The following is a 21,801-nucleotide window of genomic DNA, read 5'->3' on the forward strand; positions in this document are numbered from 1 at the left end:
TCATCATGAAAAAGATTATTCCTGATATGGTTTTCCAGGAAGAGACCAATGAATGCGGCCTCTCCTGTATTGCGATGCTGGCGCAAACCCAGAATATTCCGTGCTCGCTGCCGGCTTTGCGGGAAATTTTCCCGGCATCCGATCATGGGACATCGTTGAGCGATTTATCCGTTATCCTGCAGCAGATCGGCATTGCCACCGCGCCGGTATTGTTCGATCACGCTGAGCTTCATGCGCTGCCGTTCCCGTCCATTTTGCACTACGGCGCCAGCCACTATGTTCTGCTGGCCTGGCGAAAAGGGGATTACGTCTGCGTCATGAATCCGGCGATTGGCCAGCAGTGGCTGCCTTTCTCGGCATTAAAAAAAGAGATTAGCGGCTATGCGCTGATCCTTGAAGAGTCGCCCGGCGCGATTGCCGGCCCGGACCCGGTTATTGCCGGCGCGCAGCAGGAGATGCCGCGGGCGATGAGCCTGAAGGAGACCGCGGCGGTACCGGGCATTTATAAGCTGATGCTCTTAACCTTCCTGGTGTCGCTCACCCTGTTTTTAATGCCGACGATGGTCAGCCGGGCGATCAACCAGGCCTTCTCTGACGTTCAGAATACGCAGTTTCCTTATTTATGGTTCATCCTCGCCTTTGTTGTATCCACGCTGCTGGCGCTGGGCGTCAGGGTGATTAGCGAGCGATTTATTCGCCGCTTTGTCCTGCTTAAGAGCGATATCGGTTTTTCCCGCCTGCTGAATAATCCGCTGCGTTTTTTTGAAAAACGCGCGCCAGGGGACGTTTTCAGCCGTTTTATCGCCTGGCAGGGCGGGATGCTGCAAAAAATCGAACTGGATAACGGGCTCCGCTCGGACTGGATCATCTGCGTTATCGCGATCGGCATTATGTTCTGGATCTCCCCGGTGCTGGCGCTGATTTCCGCCGTGGGTATTGTGGCGATGGGGCTGATCAGCGTCTGGGCCATTTTTCGCGACCGCTGGTATACGCAGCAGCTGCAGCTGAAAAGCGCGACGCTGAATGACTTTTTTATGGAAACGCTTCAGGGCGTGTTAACCATCAAGACCGCCGGGCTGGAAACGCAGCGTAAAGCGCAGTTTGCCCGTCTGTCTCATGACCTTTTCACCTGCCTCCAGCGGCAGAAAGTCTATCAGCAGGTCAAAGAGGGACTGTACCAGCTGACCGGCAGCCTTGAGATGGTGGTTTTCATGCTGGTGGTGCTGCCGCTGGTGCACGCAAAGCTTATCTCGCTGGGCGACTTTTTTGCCTACAGCTTTTTACGACAGATTTTTACCTCCTACGTCACGCGGATATTTTATGCCGTGATCCGTAAATCACAGCTGCACGTGATCGATACCCGCGCGCAGGGCCTGTTCACCCGCCATGAGCCTGTTGCGCCCCAGTTTGCTCCGCTCAGCGGTGAAGCGGTTCCGCGGCTGACGTTCGAACAGGTGAGCTTTCATTACAACCCGCAGCGTCCGGTACTCAATGCCGTTGATCTCATCCTGGAGCCCGGCGATCGGCTGGCGATCGTGGGCGACTCCGGCGCCGGAAAAAGCACCCTGCTGCGGCTGATGGCAGGGCTTTTTTCCGCGCAGCATGGGCGAATTTTGCTGAACAACGATGAGGTGAGCGCGCAGCAGCTGGCGTCGCAGGTATGGCTACAGAGTCAGGAAGACATCCTGTTCAACGCCTCGGTGCTGCAAAACATCACCCTGTTTGATCCGTGGTACAGCGACAGCGACCGTGGGCGAGTGGAGGCGCTGGTCGAAAAAATGGCGCTGGGGCCGGTGGTTCAGGCGCTGCCGGGAGGAATGGAGGCGCTGATCCGCGAGAGCCACTCGGCGCTCTCTTTAGGCCAGCGTCAGCGGCTGATGCTGGCGCGGGCGCTCTACAGCACCCGGCCCATACTGCTGTTCGACGAACCGACCGCCAATCTTGATGATGAAACCGCGGAAACGGCGATCCTCGCGCTGTGCCAGCACTGCCGCGAACAGGGCAAGACGCTGATCGTCGTGACCCACAGCGAGCAGATCCTGCATCACTTCACGCGGGTTTATCGCCTGAAGGAAGGCAAGCTGCGCGATATCACACAGGGAGAGGTGGACCAATGAGAAGAGCATTTTTACGCCGCCGTAAAACGTGGCTGTTTGCGCTGGTCGCTATGCTGGCCATTGTTGCCGCCGTCTACTATCAGCGCTCATTTCCGGCACAGGCCGAGTCGATTGATACCGTTACGCTCGATCGCGGGGATATCGAAAAGGTCGTGCTGGCGAGCGGGATTATCAAACCTGCCGTCCAGGTGAGCGTCGGCGCGCAGGTCAGCGGCCAGCTGCGTAAGCTGTACGTGCGCCAGGGCGAGCGGGTGCGCAAAGGGCAGCTGTTAGCCGAAATCGACCCGACGCTGCAGCTTTCCGACTTACGCAACGCTACCGCGCAGCTGGCCAGCGCCAGAGCGCAAAAGCAGGCCTCTGAGGCCACGCTGGTGCAGTACCGTAAAGCGCTGGCGCGCGAGCAGGCCATGAGCCGCGACGGCTCCGGCGTGAGCAGCGATCTCGAACAGGCGCAGGCGCAGTATGCCGCGCAGGTTCAGCAGATAGCGGTGAATGAGGCGCAGATTGTGCAGGCGGAAATGAGCGTGCAGACCGCCAACGCCAACCTCGGCTATACCCGCATTCTCGCGCCTATGGATGGCGAAGTGCTGGGCATCGTGACCCGTGAAGGGCGAACCATCGTCTCCTCGCAAATTGCGCCTACGATTCTGGTGCTCGCCGATCTCGATAAAGTCCAGGTCCAAACCCGCATTTCCGAAGCCGATATCCAGAAAATCCATCCGGGACAGCCGCTATGGTTTTACGTCATTGCCGACCCGCAAAGCCGTTATGAAGGGGAGCTTGGCTATGTCCAGCCCGCGCCGCAGGAGGCGCTGGAGGAACAAAACGCCGGCGCGTCTGCCGGTAACCAGCAGAGCAGCGCCATTTACTATAACGGCACCTTCGAGGTGGATAATCGCCAGCGATTGCTGAAAACCTCGATGACCGCCCAGGTGTTTATCCGCATCGCGCAGGTGAAAGATGCGCTGCGCGTGCCGGTTGCCGCGCTGGGGCGTTCGCTCGGGGATGAGCGCTACCTGGTCGTGGTGCAAAAGGAGAACGGCAGCGAGGAGCGCACCATCCGCATCGGGATTAACGACCGCCAGTATGCGCAGGTTCTTGAAGGATTACAGCCCGGCGAGCGGGTGGTGATCCCGCAGGATGCGGGGTCCGTCTGATGGCTGAGCCGTTAATCTTGCTGAACAACGTCACGCGTCATTTTGTTGCCGGGACGCAACTGATTCCGGTGCTGAAATCCATCTCTCTGACCATTATGCCCGGCGAGATGGTGGCGATTATGGGCGCTTCCGGCTCGGGTAAATCGACGCTGATGAATATTATCGGTTGTCTGGATAAACCCAGCAGCGGTGAAGTATATATCAACGGCATCGCCGCCCATCAGGCCGACAGCGCGGCGCTGGCGGAGCTGCGCAGCCGCTGGCTGGGATTTATTTTTCAGCGCTATCACCTGATGCCTTATTTGACGGCGGAAGAGAATATTGCCATCCCTGCGCTCTATACCGCGATGCCCGCCGCTGAGCGCCAGGCGCGCATTACGCTGCTGGCGGAAAAGCTGGGCATTGACGCGCGCCTGGCGCATAAACCCGCGCAGCTTTCCGGCGGCCAGCAGCAGCGGGTCAGCGTCTGTCGGGCGCTGATCAACGGCGCGCAGATTATTCTCGCCGATGAACCCACTGGGGCGCTGGATAGCGTCAGCGGCCGGGCGCTGATGGATGTTTTGCACCAGCTGAACGCTGACGGGCATACGGTGATTATCGTGACCCACGATCGCGAGGTAGCGCAGCAGGCCCAGAGGATCGTCGAGATCAGCGATGGGCAGGTGGTCGCCGACAGCACCCACGGCGCGCGTGATCATCGCGGCATTCCGCGGCTGCCCGCGGTACAGGATAACGGCCGGGCCTCGCTGTCGCGCAGTATCGGAGAGTCGGTACGGATGGCATGGCGGTCGCTGCTGGGGCATCGTATGCGCGCCTTTTTGTCGATGCTGGGGATTATCATCGGCATTTCGTCCGTGGTTTCCTCCATGGCGGTGGGAGAAGGCGCCCGGCAGAGCATCATGAACGAGATTGGCAAGCTGGGTAATACCACGCTCGAAATCCGCCCCGGCACCGGCTGGGGCAGCAAGCGTCCGGATATGGAGCGGGCGCTGTCGCTGGATGATATCGCCAGCCTCGGCAAACAGTCGTGGGTGCTTGGGGTGTCGCCGATCGTCTCCAGCATGACGACCGCGGTGCGCCAGGGGTTTGATTCCTCGATTATTCTTTCCGGGGTTTCCGCCGACTATTTCTCGCTGCAGGGTATTCGTTTCCTTCACGGCAACGGTTTTACCCACCGCGATGTCGACGATCGTGAACCGGTGCTGGTGCTGGATGAAACCAGCAAAGAGACGCTGTTTCCCGGTAATGAAGATCCGCTGGGTAAAATTGTGCAAATCGCCGGCGCACCGTGGCGGGTGATCGGCATCGCCAGCAAGCCGGGACCGAAGGTGGTCAGCGGATTTATGTCGGCCTGGATCCCCTATACCTCTTTATTGCAGCGGATTTCCGGGGACAAACCGCTGGAGGCGCTCACGCTGCGCTTTCAGGAAACGCTGTCGCCGCAGGACGCGGCGCGGCGGGCGGAAAGGCATCTTATCCGCGAGCACGGCAAAAAAGATTTCTTTGTCCAGACCGACGAACAGCTCGCCAACGCGCTGCAAAAAACCTCTGACTCCATGTCGCTGCTGATCACCGCGATTGCCGCCATCTCGCTGCTGGTTGGCGGCGTTGGCGTCATGAATATCATGCTGGTTTCCGTTACCGAACGCACCCATGAGATTGGCATCCGGCTTTCGGTCGGCGCTCGCCCCAGCGACATCATGCATCAATTCTTAATTGAGGCGGTGATGATCTGCGCGCTCGGCGGGCTGACGGGGGTATTGGGCTCCTGGGCCGCCGGTAACCTGTTTGCCCTGCTGACGCAGGAGTTTTCCATGGTCTTTACCTGGCTGCCGGTAGCGATGGCCTGCGGTTTTTCCGCCCTGATTGGCCTGACGTTTGGCTATTTTCCAGCGCGCCGCGCGGCGCGACTGAACCCGACGGAGGCGCTGGCCCGCGAATGAGACCGCTGACTTTATTACCGTTAATTGTATTGCTGACGGGCTGCGGGAATTTAACCCGCAGCGATTATCAGCGCCCGCTGCTGTCGGTGCCGGAGAACTGGCAGAGGACGGAGGGAGACAGCATCGCGCGCTCGCAGGAGAAAGCGCAGCGCTGGTGGGACCGTTTCGGCGACGAACGTCTGTCGCGGGTGGTGGGGCAGGTGCTGGAAAGCAATAACGATCTCGCCGCTGCCGCCTTAACCCTTAAGCAGGCGCGTATTTCCGCTGGGCTCACCCGAACCAATATCAGCCCTGACGCGAGCCTCAACGGCTCCGGCAGTAACTCAAAGCCGCTCAACAGCGGCGGTTCACAGGAGAGCTACAGCGCCTCACTGTCCCTGAGCTATGAACTGGATCTGTGGGGCAAGCTGGCGCGGATCCGGGAGCAGAGCGAATGGGAGGCGATAGCCAGCGAGCAGGACTACCGGGCGACGATCCTGTCGACGATTGACACCACCGCGCAGCTGTACTGGAACATCGCTCTGCTGAATCAGCAAATGACGTATCAGGCGGCGAGTCTGAATATCGCCAGGCAGACGCTGGCGCAGATTGAGTCCTGGCAGCGAGCGGGGAAAGTGGGCCTGCTCGATGTGCTGCAGGCGCGGCAGACGGTCATCAGCCGGCAGAATCAGCTGTTGAGCCTGAAGCAGCAGCGGGCAATTTCCCGTAACGCGCTGGCGCTGCTGCTCAACAGACCGCCGGCTCAGCATACCGATGAGTCCTCCGCGCTGGATGTGCGTCAGCATATCGCTATTGCCAACGCCACGCCGCTGGCCGCGCTCGCCAGCCGGCCGGACCTGCAGGCGGCGGAATCCCGCCTGCGGGCGGCGCTGGCGGGCTCAGACGCCGCGCGGCTGAGCTTCTATCCCACGCTCTCGCTGCAGGGAACGCTGAGCGCCGGAAGCCAGCTCTTTCACCAGTGGTTTAACGACCCGCTGCGCACCGTGGGCAGCAGCGTTTCCGCGCCCTTTATCCAGTGGAACACAGTACAGCTCACCGTGGAGCAGGCCAGCGTGAAGGTACAGCAGGAGGCGGTGAACTTTCGCCGCACCGCCTATACCGCGCTGTCGGAGGTGGACAACGCGATGGAGAAGCGGCTTAACGCCGACGAGCAGCGCGATCGTCTGCTGCAAACGCTGCAGCTGGGCGAGCAGCGTCTGGCGCTCACCGGGAGCCGCTATCGCTCAGGGGCGGTGGATTATCAGACTCTGCTGAACGCCCAGGACGCGCTGCTTGATGTGCAGAACAGCCTGGCGCAGAACCAGTACGACTATCTTTATGCCACTTTGCAGCTTTGGCTGGCGCAGGGAGGCATTAACCCGCAACAGAGGACTTCCCAGAATGAGTCACAGTAACTCCCCTTATCGCGTGGTGATAACCGGCTATGGCGCGGTGACTCCCCTCGGCGATAGCGCCGCCGAAAGCTGGCAGGCCATCATGGATTATCGACGCGGCTACCGCTATGTGGATCTCTCCGCGAACGGTATTCACACGCATTTTATCGGTCAGGTGGCGAATGAACCCAGTCTTAAGGGGGTTCCCGCCGCGATTCGTCGGCGTCTGCCGCGTCACGCGCGCCTGGCGCTGGCCGCCGCGCGGGAAGCGGTGGCGATGGCCTTTGCGGGCGAAGCTCCCACGGCGTTTTATGACCCGCTAATGTGCGGCGCCATCATCGGCTCCGGCTGGGCAGGGCTGGATGAAAGCTATCTGGCGGTACCCGAGTTTGAGAAAACCGGCGTCTCCTCGCCCTTTAGCTGCTTTTTTTCCATGCCCAACGTGAGCACCGCCGCCTGTAGCCAGCTGTGGAATTTGCGCGGCTATCAAAATACCCCGGTCGCGGCCTGCGCCACCGGCACTATCGCTGTCGGCGAGGCCTATGATGCGATTCGCTTTGGCCGTGCCAGCATGCTGCTCGCCGGCGCCGGGGAATCGCTAAACAGCGTTTGCGCGATCTGGAATATCGATGTGCTCGGCGCGCTGAGCCGGGAAACGGAGTCGCCGGAGCGGGCCAGCTGTCCGTTCAGCCTGCAGCGCAGCGGGTTCGTGCTTTCGGAAGGCGGGGCGGTGCTGTGCCTTGAGGAGCGCGAGAGCGCCCTCGCGCGCGGGGCGACGATCCTGGCGGAGGTCACCGGCTATGCTAATTTCTCCGACGCGGTGGATTTTACCTCCCCGGCGGAGGACTGCGTAGCCCGCGAGCAGACCATCCGTTGGGCGCTGCGCGGCGCAGATCTCCAGCCTGCCGACCTCGATTATATCAACGCCCACGGCACCTCCACGCCGCTCAACGATCTCAACGAAACGCAGTCGCTGAAAAAGGCGCTGGGCGACGAGGCGTACCGTATCCCGATTTCCAGCACCAAAGCCTACTCCGGGCATCTGATTGCCGCCGCAGGGAGCTTCGAGACCATTGTTTGCCTGCAGGCGATGGCGGCGGGGATCCTGCCTGCGACGGCCCATTTAACCCAGCCTGACCCGCAGTGCGATCTTGACTATATCGCTGAAGGGCACCGTCAGGGGGAGATACATCGGGCGCTGAATCTGAGCTTTGGTTTCGGCGGTGCGAACGCCGCGCTGGTGCTGGAGAAACACGCGTGACGCTGCTGCACTACACCCTTGCCGACGCGCAGCAGTGGGCGGCGTTTTCCGGTGACGAAAACCCGATTCACTTCGACCTCGCGGCAGCGCGCCAGATGGGCGCGGGACAGCTGAGCGTCCACGGAATGCGCGCGCTGCTCGACGTGAAGCGCGATGCCCACTCCCGGCTGTACCGCCCTGAGCGTTACGTAAAATGCCAGGTTCGCCTGCGCAGGCCGCTATGGTGCGATACCGACTGGCTGTTAACGCCCGGGCTAGCCAAAAATCGCCTTTTGTCCGCCACATCGGTCAGCAATCCGCAGAATGGTGAACTCTGCCTCTCCTGCCAGATGAGCACGGCGGCCGAGCCGGAATCGCTGGTGGGTAAACAGCCCTGCACGATTGCGCCAAAGACGCTACGCGAGCTGCAGTCCTGCTTCAACGCCGCCTGGCCCGACCTGGCGCAGTGGCAGTTTCTTGATGCCTTGCTGTTCCGCCAGCTGATTGGCGATCCCGCGCTGCTGCGCCAGGAGAACATCGCGGCCCTGCTCGGGCCGGGGGAAACCTCGTTGCAGCAAATATTTACCCGCTATCCGGTGCTGCAAACCCACCAGGAGGTGGTGTTTGATGCTCGTCTCGCGGGCAAAGCGACGCCGATTTGGCCCGAATCTCTGTCGCTCTGGCTGCTGCCCTCGCTGGTGGTGGGCCAGGTCGAACAGGGGGCGCTGGTGCGCATCGCCGCGGCGGCGCAGCTGGATGACCTGATAATAACGAACGTGGTCACGCTAAAAGTTGGCCCTGTGCATAATTGATAATTAAGGATAATTTATGACTGCCTATGATGAAGTTCTGCAAAAAGTATGTGAAATGATTTGCGATGCGAAAGACCTGGAACCGGATGAGATTGATGAGAATACGCCGCTGGTTCGACTGAAACTGGATAGCCTGGACTACGTCGAGCTCATGGTGCTGGCAAAACGTGAATTCAATATCACCCTGGAGGCGGACTGGTTCATTCACAATCCGGGGATCACCCTGGGCGAACTGTGTCAGCACATCAGCAAAGAGTCAGGTAACTGATATGGCGCAACAATGGATATTGGTGACCGGCGGCAGCCGCGGTATCGGTCGGGCGCTGGTCACCGGCCTGGCGCAAAGCCGCAACGTGGTCTTTACCGGCCGCGATGAGGCTGCGATTAACGCCACCCAGGCGGCGAGCGAAAACTCCGCCCACCGGGTGCAGGGATACGTCTGCGACGGCAACGACGCGTCGCGGGTTGAACAGCTTGCGCAGGCGCTACTGGCCGAGCGGGGGGCACCGGAAGCGATTATTCACAATGCCGGGATAGCTCGCGATGGCCTGCATATTCATCAGGACGCCGCGCTCTGGCGCGAGGTGTTGGAAACCAATGTGATCTCGATGATGAACTGGAACCGGGTGCTGCTGCCGGCGATGCTCACGCAGCGGCGGGGCTCTATCGTGATGATGTCGTCGGTCAGCGCGTTAAAGGGCAACGTGGGGCAGACGGCGTACGCCGCGAGTAAAGCGGCGATGAGCGGTATTGCGCGCTCGCTGGCGCTCGAGGTCGGGCGTTTCGGCATTCGGGTCAACTGCCTGGCGCCGGGCCTGATCCGTACGGAGATGCTGGAGGAGATACCCGCGCAAAAATTGAAAGAGATGCGCCAGTCGATCCCGCTACGCCGATTGGGCGAAACGGATGATGTGCTGCAGGCGGTGGCATTTTTAATCGGTGAGGGGAGCCAGTATATGACCGGGCAAACCCTGGTTCTGGACGGCGGATTGAGCGCCTGAGTCTGTGATTAGGCCGGCTTAGCTTCTAAAGGGAATGCGTGAGTTGCGCAATGCGATTCATTAACGCCTGTATTTCGCCAGCGGTTGCACGATAGACCTGGATAATCTGTGGGGAATATTGGGCAATCAGGGATAACATAAACGGGGGAATTTCCTCTCCCGGGTTATTTTTTATTAACTGCGCCAGCGACTTCTCTTCCGCTTTCGGTCCATTTAGCGCATGGACCACCCGTCGGCTCACCGCGATAAGCACGGCTTCTGGCTTAAGGATTTCCTCGTGTAATTGAAGCGGCGCGGGGCCATTTTGTATGGACATCCACTCAGAAATATCATCAATACCTTCAATAGGATAAAGCGTGTGCCGGGCGTTGTCTGACGCACCAACGCGTTTTGACGGCGGGCTATGATCCAGACAGGAAATATTATGCAGTAACCCGCCAATTTCTACTTTCAGCGCTTGCGTCGCGCTCATTTCTATTTTTGTCGCCAGATAACCGGCAATGTGCCCGACGGCGGCGGAGTGCCAGGGCGTCTGCTGACTGAATTGATCGATAATAAAAGAGACCAGCTCGGCAATATCGCGGAGGTTGTGTAAAGAGAGGGTGTCGTTATGGACGCCGGAGATCGCGTTAATGTAATCGCGATAATCGGTGGACGCCATGACGGACCAGAAATGACCATCGGCGGAGAGCGTTCTGAAGGCCTGAATATACTCCTGTTTATAAAGAATATTAGCTCCGGCAGCAACGATGTCGACCAGCTTGTTGCTTAAAAAGGCGCTATGGTCGGTACGGTGCTCGCAATAAAGTACATCCAGCCGGTCAGCGAAGAAGAGCAAATGGCTCTCTTCGGGCACCCGCTCACCTTCAATATAATGCCCCAGACCGTTGCGCCAGCGGGTGTGATGATAGCGAACGATTCTGTTGAGCGGGCGAAACAGCGGAATTCGGTTAAGCAACTCGCTGCCGATTAGCGCGTGATTATTATGTTCATTATCGATGTAGTTGAGCGGCTCAAGGCGCGACTTTTCATTTAATCCGCCGACATCATGAATAAGCGCGGCGAGAATGGTTTTACGCCGCTGGGCCGCAGAAAAATTGACTAAATTTGCCAGATGCGATGCGATAAACGCCGTTCTGACATGGTGCAGATTTAGCCGTGGGTTAATCATATCAATGATATTAGCGATGCTGGCTAACGTCGGTAGTAAATGTATCGTCATGATATCTTTATAATTAAAATTAATGAGATAAATCTCAATCAATGATTGTTTTTTGACGCTGGCAACCATATTGTGGGAACGTTTGGTTACCGAATAAAATAGTATCATCATTAACGCGATTGATATAGATGATTCTATCATTAGTTTGGTTGCCAAAGAGGATTTTTTGCGCGATGTTATCAGGCGTATTATCACCGTTGTGGCGAGTGGTTTGCGAATCAGAAATATAAAAAAGATGACCCGCAGCGGTGCTTTTTTTTAAGGTGATGGAGAGGGTGCGCGAGACAATGTATTTATCTCCCTCGCTGGTGAGCAATCCCTCAAGGTTGATTATAAGACGATGGTTGGAAAACTCAGCGGACAGCAAGCCCTGGGAGCGGAGAACATTCTCATTTATTTCCTCTGTAAGATCGTATTGTGATTTACAGGAGAAAGCGTCATGGCTGTTGAAACAAATGTACAGGATGGAAGCTAATGCCAGCGTTAGCGTACAGGCCAGCGCGATAAAAGCGTATTTACGCATTTTTTATTTCCTTATAGTAGTAACTGTGGCACTGCTGGTACTTTATATCGCATTTGAGTATGAATATATCCATATAAATACCTAAGTCCTGTTCCTGATTTAATTGTCGGTTGAAAAGATAAATTTTCTTGGGTGTAGAACAATCGAGCCCCGAGGGGAACAGCTTTTTATTTCTGAGTATTTCCCCCACGCGTAGCGCTCCTGCGCCATAAAAAATACATTTATCCTGAGTAAAAATCGCTGTAGGGGACTGTTTTTGATGGGTAAAAAACTGTAAAAGTAGCATCAAAGCTATCACCATCGGGATAAATAAAATGGCGACTTTGCGGTGTTGCCACAGCAAACTACGCCTGGGAGGTTCAGGGGCCAGCGTCGGGAGAGTGAAAGAGGAGGAGTAATCATTGTCGCTGGTGATAATGACTTCCTCAGAAATTTTAAAGCCAATTCGCGGTACCGTAATAATCACATTTTTCTCAACGCCCAGATCCGCAAGGCTGCGACGCAGCGTTGAGATGTATTGATTCAGGTTGCTATTAGAAGGTCTGGCGCCATATTTTTCAAACACCGACTGAAAAATGTCAACGCGAGAAATAATATCCCCACGGTATTGTAACAGATTGGTCAGGAGGCGAGTGGAAGTAGCAGAGAGTTCAATACAATCACCGGTCAAAAGATTGACCAGCGATGCTTCCTCAGTATCAAATGTAATAAATCCCTCTATATCGAACCGCATTTTTATCTCCGCACGGAATTAAAAATTCACTCTTTATATCAGGGTTTTTATCATAAAAAAAAGTGAATTTCAGATAAATGTACTGTTTAAGTTGAAATTTAAAGCTAATGTTGCCGTTTTCGTAGGGGCAATCCATACTGCCGTGTACTTAATGACAGAAGGAGCTGACTCATGAAGATTTCATTTTCACCCTGTACCCCGCATTCACATCAAAATTCTGTGGCTGCAGTTGAAAGTTTACGAGTATTGATGAGTTCAATGGGCATCAATAAATTCTCCGGGGTAATTGTACCAGAGCAGGAGTATATTCTTTATGTATTGAAAGAACATGAACCTGAAGGGTTACTTACTCGTGAATTAGCGGACAGGTGCGAAATGTCAATTTATAAAGTCAGACATTTACTACTGCCGTTGGAGAAGTATGGTCAGGTGATTAGAATAAAAGTTAATAAGCATCATAAATGGTATTTTTATAATAAATAATATATGTCAAGGGCTATATTAACAAGAGGTAATGTTGTTTGCAATAAAGATAGAGATCTTGACTGTTTTTTTTATGTTTTTAGATTATTAACAAATAATATCTCGCAAATGATAGAGAATATTCTTAATAATGAGAACTCGCGACTCTTATGAAAAAGATGTTTTGCTATCGACAGGCTGATAAGCAATTATGAATAATGACAGATAATTCTTATTATAGATGTTTAATCGATAGCCAACGGCCTGGGATGGCCGCTTTGTTGAGGAAATGATGCTTTTGTTTCTAAAGTGTTAAGTTGACGATATGACCATCTGATGTACTCGATGTTGGCGGGCGGTGAGATAAGGAGATGGATAAGAAAGAGATATAGAGAATAATCGAAGGCAGTTTTTAACGCACGCCGGCTTAAGCGCCATGAGTCCCTCCTGTTTCTGTTGTGCTTCTGCAGAGATATCTTTTTGGCTATACGAATGCGTATCGGCAGTAAAAGATAAAATAATGTGATCCAGTTCAATAATATCCATCATGAGATAATATCTTTCTCAGGTCTATACCCTAAATAATTCGAGTTGCTTAAAGGCGGCAAGGGAGTGAGTCCCCCAGGAGCATAGATAACTATGTGACTGGGGGGAATGAGCGTAGCCAACACATAAGCAACTTGAAGTATGACGGGTATATATTACTGTTGGTGTCCCTGGCATCATTAAAGTTGATGCTCGCTGATGTCCAGTATGCTGGACAGATCTCATGACTAATGTGCGATAGGTTAATTAACTGCAACAGCGTGCCGGGCAATTAGGGTGTTATTTGATATGAATTAATAAAATGGCTGCGCCAGTCACGTTACTGTAGGGCTAAATATTATGGTTATCAAACACTCGAATTGAGGGAGCACAAATGGCTTACAGAATGATTTTAAACGAAACCTCTTATTTTGGCCCAGGTTCGATTCGCTGTATCGTTGATGAAGTTAAAAAACGCGGGTTCAAAAAAGCGCTGGTGGTCACGGATAAGGATCTGATTCGTTTTAACGTCGCAACAAAAGTTTTTGCTATTCTCGATGAAGCCGGGCTGCCTTACAGCATTTTTGATGAGGTGGTCCCGAATCCCACGATTGAGGTTGTGCAGCAGGGCGTAGAGACGTTTAAACAGTCGGGCGCCGACTACCTGATCGCTATCGGCGGCGGCTCACCGCAGGATACCTGTAAGGCGATAGGCATCATCATTAATAACCCGGAGTTCGCCGACGTCCGCAGTCTCGAAGGCGGGGCGGAGACGAAAAACGCCGCCGTGCCGATGATTGCGATCCCAACCACCGCCGGTACGGCAGCCGAAGTCACCATCAACTACGTGATTACCGACGTACAGAATCGGCGCAAATTTGTTTGTTACGACCCGCACGATATCCCGGTAGTGGCGATCATCGATGCCGAGATGATGAGCAGCATGCCGGCCAGCCTGAAGGCGGCGACCGGCGTCGACGCGCTAACCCATGCGATTGAAGGCTACATCACTAAAGGCGCATGGGAACTCACCGACATGCTGCATCTGAAGGCTATCGAGGTGATTGGCCGCTCGCTGCGTGCTTCCGTTCAGGGCGAGGCGCAGGGCGCGGAAGGGATGGCGCTGGGGCAGTATATTGCCGGAATGGGCTTCTCAAACGTTGGTCTGGGGCTGGTCCACGGTATGGCCCACCCGCTGGGCGCGTTCTACGGTACGCCGCACGGCGTGGCTAACGCGGTGCTGCTGCCGCATATCATGGCCTACAACGCCGAATATACTGGCGAAAAATATCGCGACATCGCGGTGGCCCTCGGCAACAAGCAGGCGTCAACCCTGCCGATTGCCGAAGCGCGTCAGGCAGCCATTGAGGCGGTGGCGCAGCTGAATCGCGACGTCAATATCCCGGCGCGCCTGCGCGATGTCGGTATGAAAGAAGAGGATATTGATGCCCTTGCGGCGGCGGCTCTGGCGGACGTGTGCACCGGCGGCAACCCGCGTGACACCAGTCTGGAAGAGATTAAAGCGCTGTATCGGCAGATCTTCTAATTTGGCAATCGCAGCGAAGCCGGTAGACATACCGGCTTCGCTGTTCAGAAAGGAACGTTTTCACAGGGCGGGGCGTTAGCCGCCGCCCGGCATAATCATTTCATCAGTTCACGGCGCCAGATAGACCTGCGGAACGGCCGCATCGGGATGTTCCCCCATGCTGACCTCCGCGCCGTACCAGCGGCTGATAATCGCCTGCTGGATCACCTCCTGCGGCGTGCCCTCGGCTACCAGCTTCCCCTGATACAGCAGCAGAATCCGGTCGGCCCACAGCGCCGCGAGGTTCAGGTCGTGCAGCACTATGCAGACGTGCAGCCGGCTGCTGCGGGTCAGGCGTTTGAGCAGGCGCAGCAGGTGCTGCTGGTAATAGAGATCCAGCGCCGAAGTGGGCTCATCAAGAAACAGCCAGCCCTCGGGGGCGCCATCGCGCCACAGCTGTGCCAGACAGCGGGCCAGCTGCACCCGCTGCTGTTCGCCGCCGGAGAGGGAAGGGTAGCGTCTCCCGGCCAGATGATCGCAGCCGGTCTCTTCCATCACCCGGCGGATGATCTCCGCATTTGCTACGCCGCCCCACGGCGAACGGCCCATGGCGATAACCGTCTCAACCGGCCAGTCGGCGTGAAGCTGGGTACGCTGCAGCATCACCGCCCGGCGGCGGGAAAGCGTTTCTGCCGACCAGCTCTCCAACGGACGGCCCTCCACCACCCGTTCGCCGGCGTCGGGCGTTAAATAACCGGTCAACAGGCGCAGCAGGGTTGATTTACCGGCGCCGTTGGGGCCAATCAATGCCGTCATTCCACCGCCGCAGAGCTGGAGCGAAACATCATGAATAATCTGCCGGTTACCCAGACGCAGCGACAGCGAACGCGCGCTATAGCGGTTATCCATGGGTCCCTTTCTCCCGACGAAAAATCAGCCACAGAAACCACGGCGCGCCGAGTACGCTGGTCAACAGCCCGACCGGCATCTCGGCGGGGGCGGCAACGGTACGCGCCAGCGTGTCGGCCAGCAGCAGTAACATCGCGCCGCACAGCAGCGAACCGGGGACCAGGCCGCGATGGTCCGGCCCCAGCCACATCCGCATCAAATGCGGCACGACCAGACCGATAAAGCCGATAATGCCGCTGATAGCCACCGCCGACGCCACCAGCAATGCGCTGCACAGCAGCAGTAGCCGCTGCAGGGCGCGAACGTTGACGCCGAGGTAGTGCGCTTCTTCATCGCCCAGCTGCAGCAGGTTAAGCCGTGAAGCCATCGCCCACACCACGAGGGAAGCCGGGATCATCAGCGTGGCCGCCACCAGCAGCGTCGACCATTCTGCCTGCCCGAGGCTGCCCATCCCCCAAAGCGAAAGCTGGCGCAGCTGGGTATCGTTGCTGATCCACGCCAGTACCCCGACCAGCGCGCCGCACAGGGCGTTAATGGCGATGCCGACCAGCAGCAGGCGCGAAAGCGAGGCGTCTCCCGCCCGGCTGAGGATAAAAATCACCACCATCACCGCCATGCTGCCGATAAACGCCGCCAGCATCGGGGCGTACAGCGCCACGAGCAGCGGCACCGACAGAGGCAGCACCAGCCAGCAGGCGACCGCCAGCGCCGCGCCGCCGCTGATCCCTAACAGCCCCGGATCGGCGAGGGGGTTGCGAAACAGCCCCTGCATCACGCAGCCGGAGAGCGCCAGCGCGGCGCCGACCAGCAGCGCCAGCAGCACTCGCGGCAAACGAATGGTCAGCCAGATGTTTCTCAGGATCTCATCGCCGGAGGGCAGCAGGCTGGCCAACGGCAGACGCATGGCGCCCAGGGTGGTGGCTAACAGCGTCAGGACAATCAGCAGCAGCGTCATTAACCACAGATGACGGGCAGGGTGGGAGCGCATCAGGGCAGCTGCTCCGCTTTTTGCCGCAGCGTGAGCACCGCCTGCGGGGTGCGCGGACCAAAGCCGAGCAGGGCCATATCATCTATCACCAGTACCTGTTTATGGCGTCCCGCAGGCGTCTGCGCCAGCCCCGGCAGCTTCCAGAGCCCGGCTTCGCCGCCCATGCCTTTCAGCCCATCGGCGGAGATCACCACCAGGTCCGGCGTACTGGCGATAACGCCCTCCTGCGACATGCTGCGATAATGGTCGAAGCTCTGCATGGCATTTTGCAGCCCGGCCGCCCTGATTGCGCCATCCGCCGCGGTTTGTTTCCCGGCCACCATGGTATTCATGCCGCCGTGGCTGAGAATAAACAGCACCCGCTTGTTCACGGGCTGCGACGGAATTTGCGCGATCTGCTGATGAACCTTCTGGCGCAGGGCGTTACCTTCGCTCTGCTTACCAAGGGCGTCGGCAATCACGCCAATTTTTGCCTCGATTGCCGGCAGGTCGTAGCCGCCCGGGACGTTGATCACCTTAACCTTATTCTCTTCAACCTTTTTCAGCACCAGCGAGGGCTGCGCCTGGGCGCTGGCCAGCACCAGCGTCGGCCGCAGGGAGAGGATCCCCTCGGCGTTCAGCTGGCGGATATAGCCCACATCCGGCAGGCTCTGCGCGGCGGCAGGCCAGGTGCTGGTGCTGTCTTTTGCCACCAGCTGCCGCTGGGCGTCGAGGGCGTAAACCACCTCCGTGACGTCGCCGCCCCGCGCCCCAAAACGCACGGCGGCGGCGCTGGCCAACAGCGGAAACGCCGCAAGTAATATCAGCCAGCGCTTCATGCGAGTAGCCCTTCGGTGGTCAAACGATCGACCTGCGCACGCCACTGCGCCTGCTCCGGGTGGCCTTCGCTGCGTTGACCGAACAGCTGTGCGATCTGCGTGCCATCTTTGGCGAACAGCTCGACGCTGGTGACGTGGCCGTCAGAGGTCGGTTTGCGGGTCACCCAGATCTCATCCACGCTCTCCTCGCGCAGATGCAGGGTAAACGCGGGGTTGAAGATATTCAGCCAGCCGCGCATCGGGGCGACCTTTTCCAGCGCGCCGGTGAAGATTTGCACGCAGCCGCGGTTGCCGACAAAAATCATGATCTCGTTGCCATCCTGGCGGATGGTTTCCAGCAGGCCCGGCAGCGTCTGGGTGTCAATGCGGCAGGCGAGGTCGTCGCTGACCAGGCGGAAAGCCTGCTGGCGCGACAGGCTATATTTTCTCAGCAGGCCGAAGAACTGGTGAACGTCGGTCATGGCCCGCCATTCATTTTCCAGCGCCGCCGCGTCGGCGGAGTCGGCATATTTCAGCGGTTCGGCCGGGCGAATCGCCAGCGGGGCAGGCGATTGCTGCGTATGCCCGGCAATCAGCGCATCCCAGGCCGCCATGTCGGTATTGCCGGTGGTGTAAACCTTGAGCAGCGCGTCGCCGTGCGGATCGAAGAACTGGATGCTCTGGCGGCCGTTGTCGTTCAGGCGAAAAGCGCTGGCCCACTGGCTGAGAAACAGGCGCAGATCGAGGGCGCGCGGATTGAGCACCAGCCCGGCGTGGCCGCTCAGATGCTGATGGGTAAATTCGCCGACCTGCTCATGCACCGCGTATTCGTTGCGGCAGATGCATTTGGTTTCCCCCACGGTTTCCAGCGCCGTCAGAATGGCGCGGGCGTCGTCCTGCAGACGTACGGCATCGTAGCCCAGGCGGGCTTCGGTCAGCTCGGCTTCGCTAATCCCCATTTCGGCGGCGATATCGCGGGCGTATTTCGCGGAAGATTGCGCTTTCGTTGACAGATAGCGCTGCCACAGCGGGGTATGTTGCGGTTGGGTGTTTTGCATAATTCACATCCTTCTCTACGATGAGTTTCCCCGGCGCGCGGCCGGGGAGCAGGTTTCTTATTATTGGCCGGTCAGAAATCGACGTTCACGCCCAGCTGCCAGGTGCGGCCAGGCATCACCGCCAGCGCTCTGTCGTTGGCGTCCTGGTTCGTCGCCGTTTCGATATTGCGGCTGCTCAGATAATCCCAGTATTTACGATCGGTAATGTTGTACACGCCGCCGTTGACGCGCACGTTCTTCGCGACCTGCCAGTACGCGGTCCAGTCCAGCATGCCGTAGCCCGGAACGCGCATATACTCGCTGGTCGAATCGGTAATCGCGGAGCCGGAGTTGGTATAGCTTTCGCGGTTGGTGGCGGTGGCGCGCTTGCCCTTAACAAAGGTGGCGGTCAGCGCGGTGCCGTACACTTTTGCCGGATCGTCCCACGCCACGCCGACGATGGCCTTCATTGGCGCGACGCTATCGAGGTCGACGTACTTATCGCCGCTGTAGCTGGATTTCGATTGCCCTTCACTATAGCCGTAAGCGAGGGTGGCGCTCAGGCCGTTAACCTCTTCAAACCAGGTGCCAAAGTTGAATTTAGCGCTGATTTCGCCGCCGTAGATGTACGCTTTATCGCGGTTTTCCGCCTGGTAAATGGTGTAGATGTTCGACGGTACGTTAGTGAACTGCGTCGGATTATTGGCGCGGGTGTAGCGGATATAGGCGATAAAGTTCTTATAGGTGTTGTAGAACAGCGCGGTACGCATGGTGATGCCTTCCGCCACTTCGCCCTTCATCCCCCACTCAACGTTATCGCTGGTTTCGGTTTTCAGATCGGTGTTGCCGATCAGCGCATACTGGGCGCGTCCGGCGTAGCTGGAGCCGAGGTTCCACGAACCGTATAGCTGGCTGGCGTTCGGGAACTGCGCGCCGCGCTGATACTGCAGATAAGTCATCAGGCGCGGGGTGATATCGTACTGCAACACCAGCGACGGCAGCGCCTGGGTATCAGCGTTCTTACCGTACAGATTTGACACGTCGGAACCGGTCAGCACGCTGCTGTTGTTGGCCAAATCGGAGACGTTTTCCGGTTTGGTCGACTGATGCATCACGCGAATGCCCGGGATAACCGCAAAGTTATGGCCGTCGAGGTCGAAGTTAATTTTGTCCTGCAGGAAGCCGGCGACGATATAGCCGCGGCTGTCGGCGTCCGGCTGCATAATCTGGCTATAGGCGCTCGGGGTTGGCGACTGGGTTAACGGCCGCTGGGTTTTCGTCGTGCTGGCGTTAAAACCGGCGCTCAGATCGTGACGGCCTATCGATTTCGCCAGCGCGCTCTGAATCCCCCAGGTGTCGGTATCGTAGTCGGAGCTCACCGTTTGCATCGCGCGGGTGACGCTGTCCGGCATATATGTCCAGTCATGGGCCTCGGTATGCTGGTAGTAGACTTTGGTCGATACGCTGTCGATATAGTCGTTCATCGGCGTCCAGTCGTCTTTCAGGCTCAGGCCCCAGCGGCGGGTCTGGCTGGTCTGCTTTGACGTACCGATAACGCTGTTGCCGCTGGAGTCCCAGGCGTCGTAATGCGTGTGGTTCGTTTTATGGTAATAATCGAAGGTGCTGGTGAACTTATGTTCGTCATTCGGCTGCCAGATCCCGGAGGCCATAAAGGCGTCCGAGTGCCAGTTTGCCGGATAGGAATCAACGGTCCCGCTGTTATTTTCCGTCTCCTGACCGTCGCGACGGCTGTAGACGAAGATCCCGCGCAGGGTCTCGTCGCCGCCGGCGACCGTGACGCCGTTGTGCCAGCTGCGATCGGACGAGTCGTAGCCGCTGCGGTAGCCGAAGGCGCTGGTTTTGCCCGGATGCAGATAGTCATCCGCGGATTTCGGGCGGAAAGAGACGTTGCCGCCGATGGCGCTGTTGGCGGTTTCCGTTGATGTCGCCCCGGACTGAATATCGATGCTGCCGTACATATAGGGGTCAATATAGTCGCGGCCCATACCGAAGGTATTGAGGCCCGCGCGGCTGGCGTAGCTGCGTCCGGTGGCGTTCGGCTGGGCGATGCCGTCGACGTCGATCCCGACGCGGTTGCTCTCCATGCCGCGGATATTGTAGCCGGTATAGCCGCCGCGGTCGAAGCCGCTTTTGCCGTTGCCGGAACCGCCGCTGGCGCCGGTGGCGCTAATGAGCGGCTCGTAGCGCATGATCGAGCCAAAGTCGTTGGCCCCTTTATCCTGCAGCTCCTGAGCGCCGATCGAATGTTCGCTGCCCGCTTTCAGCAACGGCGCCGGCGCGGTAACGGTCATCCGTTCCGAGCTGTCATCAGTCGATGCGCTGCTGGTGGTTTTCGCGGTGGTATCAGCCGCCCCGGCGGAAGTCTGATAAATTGCTGTAAGCAAAGAAGTCACCAGCAGGCTTTTCTTGAACCATGCTGTTGATTGAGTGGAGTTATACATAGTAGCCACGCCTTAATCATTATTAGTATTGGCTCACGCGTTACTTCCAGAGTGCAGGTGTGTCCGGTTATTCCGTTACTGGACGTTTTTTCTCCATGCTTATTGATTGCGAATGGTAATGATAGGTATTATCGTTTGCAACAAAATAATCATGTTATCTTCAATTAATCTGCAAGTTGTTTACAATTTGCCCTTTTACCGACAGCGAGAAGCCGATGAGCCATAAAGCCGCGATTACCATCACCTACTGTTCGCAGTGCAACTGGATGCTGCGCGCCAGCTGGATGGCACAGGAACTGCTGCACAGCTTTAGCACCGATATCGCTTCGGTCACGCTGGTTCCGGGAACCGGCGGGATCTTCGTGGTGGCCGTTGATGATGTACAAATCTGGGAGCGCAAGCAGGATGGCGGTTTTCCCGACGCGGCGGAGCTCAAGCGCCGGGTGCGCGATGTGTGCTTCCCGGAAAAACCGCTGGGGCACGTGGATAAACCGGCATAATCCTCAGGGAGTATGGGGCTGCATCGCCCTCTCTGAATGTGTATTATGAATGCATCTTTATCGGGGGGAACAGGCGATGGCGGGCAAACGTATTGCGCGGGAAAAAAAGACCATTAGCAGCATGATTGCGCTCTACCAGCGCCGCTGCCCGGATGCCCGCGACGACGCTGAACACTATCAGGCGCTCAACGGCTATGCCGACAAGCGGCTGGATAAGTGCGTATTTGGCGAAGAAAAGCCCGCCTGCAAGCAGTGCCCGGTGCACTGCTATCAGCCCGCGAAACGCGAAGAGATGAAGCAGATTATGCGCTGGGCGGGGCCGCGGATGCTCTGGCGGCACCCGATCCTGACGATTCGCCACCTGATCGATGACAAACGCCCGGTGCCGGAGTTACCGGAAAAGTATCGGCCCAAAAAGCCGCAATAAACTCCCCGGCTCGCGCTGCGCTTAGCCGGGCTACAATTCGTGCGGTCT

The 21,801-nt window shown here is 57.4% G+C and carries 20 protein-coding genes; 12 read left to right on the plus strand and 8 right to left on the minus strand.

Going from position 1 to position 21,801, the window contains the following annotated elements; all coding sequences use genetic code 11:
* The first annotated feature begins 5 nt into the window (after positions 1 to 5).
* Genes ABLV30_RS06465 through ABLV30_RS06500 form a run of 8 tightly spaced genes read left to right on the plus strand, consistent with a single transcriptional unit; the run spans position 6 to position 9,643 of the window.
* On the plus strand, positions 6 to 2,117 hold the full coding sequence (locus tag ABLV30_RS06465) for an ATP-binding cassette domain-containing protein (RefSeq protein ID WP_219558591.1): 2,112 nt from the start codon (positions 6 to 8) through the stop codon (positions 2,115 to 2,117).
* Positions 2,114 to 3,274, plus strand: coding sequence for an efflux RND transporter periplasmic adaptor subunit (locus ABLV30_RS06470; RefSeq protein ID WP_348865576.1), 1,161 nt, complete (start codon positions 2,114 to 2,116; stop codon positions 3,272 to 3,274). The genes ABLV30_RS06465 and ABLV30_RS06470 overlap by 4 nt, the downstream gene beginning before the upstream one ends.
* Positions 3,274 to 5,217: an ABC transporter permease gene (locus tag ABLV30_RS06475; RefSeq protein ID WP_134897616.1), complete on the plus strand. Its 1,944-nt coding sequence runs from the start codon at positions 3,274 to 3,276 to the stop codon at positions 5,215 to 5,217. Before ABLV30_RS06470 ends, ABLV30_RS06475 begins: the two co-directional genes overlap by 1 nt.
* On the plus strand, positions 5,214 to 6,611 hold the full coding sequence (locus tag ABLV30_RS06480) for a TolC family protein (RefSeq protein ID WP_025106445.1): 1,398 nt from the start codon (positions 5,214 to 5,216) through the stop codon (positions 6,609 to 6,611). The genes ABLV30_RS06475 and ABLV30_RS06480 overlap by 4 nt, the downstream gene beginning before the upstream one ends.
* The gene (locus tag ABLV30_RS06485; protein WP_014226566.1) at positions 6,598 to 7,851 is read left to right on the plus strand and encodes a beta-ketoacyl-[acyl-carrier-protein] synthase family protein; all 1,254 of its coding nucleotides are present in this window, start codon (positions 6,598 to 6,600) and stop codon (positions 7,849 to 7,851) included. Before ABLV30_RS06480 ends, ABLV30_RS06485 begins: the two co-directional genes overlap by 14 nt.
* Positions 7,848 to 8,642 carry a MaoC/PaaZ C-terminal domain-containing protein gene (locus ABLV30_RS06490; protein WP_224254853.1) on the plus strand — a complete coding sequence of 265 codons (795 nt, stop codon included), beginning with the start codon at positions 7,848 to 7,850 and terminating at the stop codon, positions 8,640 to 8,642. Before ABLV30_RS06485 ends, ABLV30_RS06490 begins: the two co-directional genes overlap by 4 nt.
* A gap of 16 nt (positions 8,643 to 8,658) precedes the next feature.
* Positions 8,659 to 8,910 (plus strand): acyl carrier protein, encoded by a 252-nt coding sequence (locus ABLV30_RS06495; RefSeq protein WP_004853570.1) that lies wholly within the window; start codon positions 8,659 to 8,661, stop codon positions 8,908 to 8,910.
* A 1-nt stretch (position 8,911) separates the two neighbouring features.
* Positions 8,912 to 9,643: an SDR family NAD(P)-dependent oxidoreductase gene (locus tag ABLV30_RS06500; RefSeq protein ID WP_025106447.1), complete on the plus strand. Its 732-nt coding sequence runs from the start codon at positions 8,912 to 8,914 to the stop codon at positions 9,641 to 9,643.
* 25 nt (positions 9,644 to 9,668) lie between these two features.
* Here the strand turns inward: ABLV30_RS06500 and ABLV30_RS06505 are convergent, their stop codons facing one another.
* From ABLV30_RS06505 to ABLV30_RS06515, 3 genes are read right to left on the minus strand one after another with little or no spacing between them, the layout of a single operon-like run.
* Positions 9,669 to 10,934 carry an HD domain-containing protein gene (locus ABLV30_RS06505; RefSeq protein WP_049083786.1) on the minus strand — a complete coding sequence of 422 codons (1,266 nt, stop codon included), beginning with the start codon at positions 10,932 to 10,934 and terminating at the stop codon, positions 9,669 to 9,671.
* The gene (locus ABLV30_RS06510) at positions 10,900 to 11,388 is read right to left on the minus strand and encodes a hypothetical protein (protein WP_224254855.1); all 489 of its coding nucleotides are present in this window, start codon (positions 11,386 to 11,388) and stop codon (positions 10,900 to 10,902) included. The genes ABLV30_RS06505 and ABLV30_RS06510 overlap by 35 nt, the downstream gene beginning before the upstream one ends.
* On the minus strand, positions 11,381 to 12,121 hold the full coding sequence (locus tag ABLV30_RS06515) for a winged helix-turn-helix domain-containing protein (RefSeq protein WP_048260234.1): 741 nt from the start codon (positions 12,119 to 12,121) through the stop codon (positions 11,381 to 11,383). The genes ABLV30_RS06510 and ABLV30_RS06515 overlap by 8 nt, the downstream gene beginning before the upstream one ends.
* Positions 12,122 to 12,292: 171 nt before the next feature.
* Between ABLV30_RS06515 and ABLV30_RS06520 the strand changes: the two genes are divergently transcribed.
* Together ABLV30_RS06520 and fucO are read left to right on the plus strand one after the other, a co-directional pair.
* Positions 12,293 to 12,604 (plus strand): FaeA/PapI family transcriptional regulator, encoded by a 312-nt coding sequence (locus ABLV30_RS06520; RefSeq protein WP_025106451.1) that lies wholly within the window; start codon positions 12,293 to 12,295, stop codon positions 12,602 to 12,604.
* A gap of 898 nt (positions 12,605 to 13,502) precedes the next feature.
* Positions 13,503 to 14,654, plus strand: coding sequence for a lactaldehyde reductase (gene fucO / locus ABLV30_RS06525; RefSeq protein ID WP_048260232.1), 1,152 nt, complete (start codon positions 13,503 to 13,505; stop codon positions 14,652 to 14,654).
* Positions 14,655 to 14,762: 108 nt separating this feature from the next.
* On the opposite strand, the gene ABLV30_RS06530 is transcribed toward fucO, so the two are convergent.
* The 5 genes from ABLV30_RS06530 to ABLV30_RS06550 all read right to left on the minus strand — a co-directional run bounded on the left by ABLV30_RS06530 (position 14,763) and on the right by ABLV30_RS06550 (position 20,826).
* Positions 14,763 to 15,542 (minus strand): heme ABC transporter ATP-binding protein, encoded by a 780-nt coding sequence (locus ABLV30_RS06530; RefSeq protein ID WP_265800390.1) that lies wholly within the window; start codon positions 15,540 to 15,542, stop codon positions 14,763 to 14,765.
* The gene (locus tag ABLV30_RS06535) at positions 15,535 to 16,530 is read right to left on the minus strand and encodes an iron ABC transporter permease (RefSeq protein ID WP_014226552.1); all 996 of its coding nucleotides are present in this window, start codon (positions 16,528 to 16,530) and stop codon (positions 15,535 to 15,537) included. Before ABLV30_RS06535 ends, ABLV30_RS06530 begins: the two co-directional genes overlap by 8 nt.
* A complete protein-coding gene (locus tag ABLV30_RS06540) occupies positions 16,530 to 17,348 on the minus strand; it encodes a hemin ABC transporter substrate-binding protein (RefSeq protein ID WP_348865577.1) in 819 nt (272 codons plus the stop codon). Before ABLV30_RS06540 ends, ABLV30_RS06535 begins: the two co-directional genes overlap by 1 nt.
* A complete protein-coding gene (locus tag ABLV30_RS06545) occupies positions 17,345 to 18,385 on the minus strand; it encodes a hemin-degrading factor (protein ID WP_048260225.1) in 1,041 nt (346 codons plus the stop codon). The genes ABLV30_RS06540 and ABLV30_RS06545 overlap by 4 nt, the downstream gene beginning before the upstream one ends.
* A 71-nt stretch (positions 18,386 to 18,456) precedes the next feature.
* Positions 18,457 to 20,826 carry a TonB-dependent receptor gene (locus ABLV30_RS06550; protein WP_348865578.1) on the minus strand — a complete coding sequence of 790 codons (2,370 nt, stop codon included), beginning with the start codon at positions 20,824 to 20,826 and terminating at the stop codon, positions 18,457 to 18,459.
* A gap of 215 nt (positions 20,827 to 21,041) precedes the next feature.
* Between ABLV30_RS06550 and ABLV30_RS06555 the strand changes: the two genes are divergently transcribed.
* Positions 21,042 to 21,326: a SelT/SelW/SelH family protein gene (locus ABLV30_RS06555; protein ID WP_004853555.1), complete on the plus strand. Its 285-nt coding sequence runs from the start codon at positions 21,042 to 21,044 to the stop codon at positions 21,324 to 21,326.
* Positions 21,327 to 21,402: 76 nt separating this feature from the next.
* On the plus strand, positions 21,403 to 21,753 hold the full coding sequence (locus ABLV30_RS06560) for a nitrous oxide-stimulated promoter family protein (RefSeq protein ID WP_014226548.1): 351 nt from the start codon (positions 21,403 to 21,405) through the stop codon (positions 21,751 to 21,753).
* Positions 21,754 to 21,801: the final 48 nt, after the last annotated feature.

Source organism: Klebsiella sp. CN_Kp113, assembly GCF_040064585.1.
Classification (GTDB): Bacteria; Pseudomonadota; Gammaproteobacteria; order Enterobacterales; family Enterobacteriaceae; genus Klebsiella; species Klebsiella michiganensis.

Coding starts and splice junctions, on each gene's coding strand:
- ABLV30_RS06465 (WP_219558591.1), top strand. CDS start 6: ATGAAAAAGATTATTCCTGATATGGTTTTCCAGGAAGAGACCAATGAA.
- ABLV30_RS06470 (WP_348865576.1), top strand. CDS start 2,114: ATGAGAAGAGCATTTTTACGCCGCCGTAAAACGTGGCTGTTTGCGCTG.
- ABLV30_RS06475 (WP_134897616.1), top strand. CDS start 3,274: ATGGCTGAGCCGTTAATCTTGCTGAACAACGTCACGCGTCATTTTGTT.
- ABLV30_RS06480 (WP_025106445.1), top strand. CDS start 5,214: ATGAGACCGCTGACTTTATTACCGTTAATTGTATTGCTGACGGGCTGC.
- ABLV30_RS06485 (WP_014226566.1), top strand. CDS start 6,598: ATGAGTCACAGTAACTCCCCTTATCGCGTGGTGATAACCGGCTATGGC.
- ABLV30_RS06495 (WP_004853570.1), top strand. CDS start 8,659: ATGACTGCCTATGATGAAGTTCTGCAAAAAGTATGTGAAATGATTTGC.
- ABLV30_RS06500 (WP_025106447.1), top strand. CDS start 8,912: ATGGCGCAACAATGGATATTGGTGACCGGCGGCAGCCGCGGTATCGGT.
- ABLV30_RS06505 (WP_049083786.1), bottom strand. CDS start 10,934: ATGGTTGCCAGCGTCAAAAAACAATCATTGATTGAGATTTATCTCATT.
- ABLV30_RS06510 (WP_224254855.1), bottom strand. CDS start 11,388: ATGCGTAAATACGCTTTTATCGCGCTGGCCTGTACGCTAACGCTGGCA.
- ABLV30_RS06515 (WP_048260234.1), bottom strand. CDS start 12,121: ATGCGGTTCGATATAGAGGGATTTATTACATTTGATACTGAGGAAGCA.
- ABLV30_RS06520 (WP_025106451.1), top strand. CDS start 12,293: ATGAAGATTTCATTTTCACCCTGTACCCCGCATTCACATCAAAATTCT.
- fucO (WP_048260232.1), top strand. CDS start 13,503: ATGGCTTACAGAATGATTTTAAACGAAACCTCTTATTTTGGCCCAGGT.
- ABLV30_RS06530 (WP_265800390.1), bottom strand. CDS start 15,542: ATGGATAACCGCTATAGCGCGCGTTCGCTGTCGCTGCGTCTGGGTAAC.
- ABLV30_RS06535 (WP_014226552.1), bottom strand. CDS start 16,530: ATGCGCTCCCACCCTGCCCGTCATCTGTGGTTAATGACGCTGCTGCTG.
- ABLV30_RS06540 (WP_348865577.1), bottom strand. CDS start 17,348: ATGAAGCGCTGGCTGATATTACTTGCGGCGTTTCCGCTGTTGGCCAGC.
- ABLV30_RS06545 (WP_048260225.1), bottom strand. CDS start 18,385: ATGCAAAACACCCAACCGCAACATACCCCGCTGTGGCAGCGCTATCTG.
- ABLV30_RS06550 (WP_348865578.1), bottom strand. CDS start 20,826: ATGTATAACTCCACTCAATCAACAGCATGGTTCAAGAAAAGCCTGCTG.
- ABLV30_RS06555 (WP_004853555.1), top strand. CDS start 21,042: ATGAGCCATAAAGCCGCGATTACCATCACCTACTGTTCGCAGTGCAAC.
- ABLV30_RS06560 (WP_014226548.1), top strand. CDS start 21,403: ATGGCGGGCAAACGTATTGCGCGGGAAAAAAAGACCATTAGCAGCATG.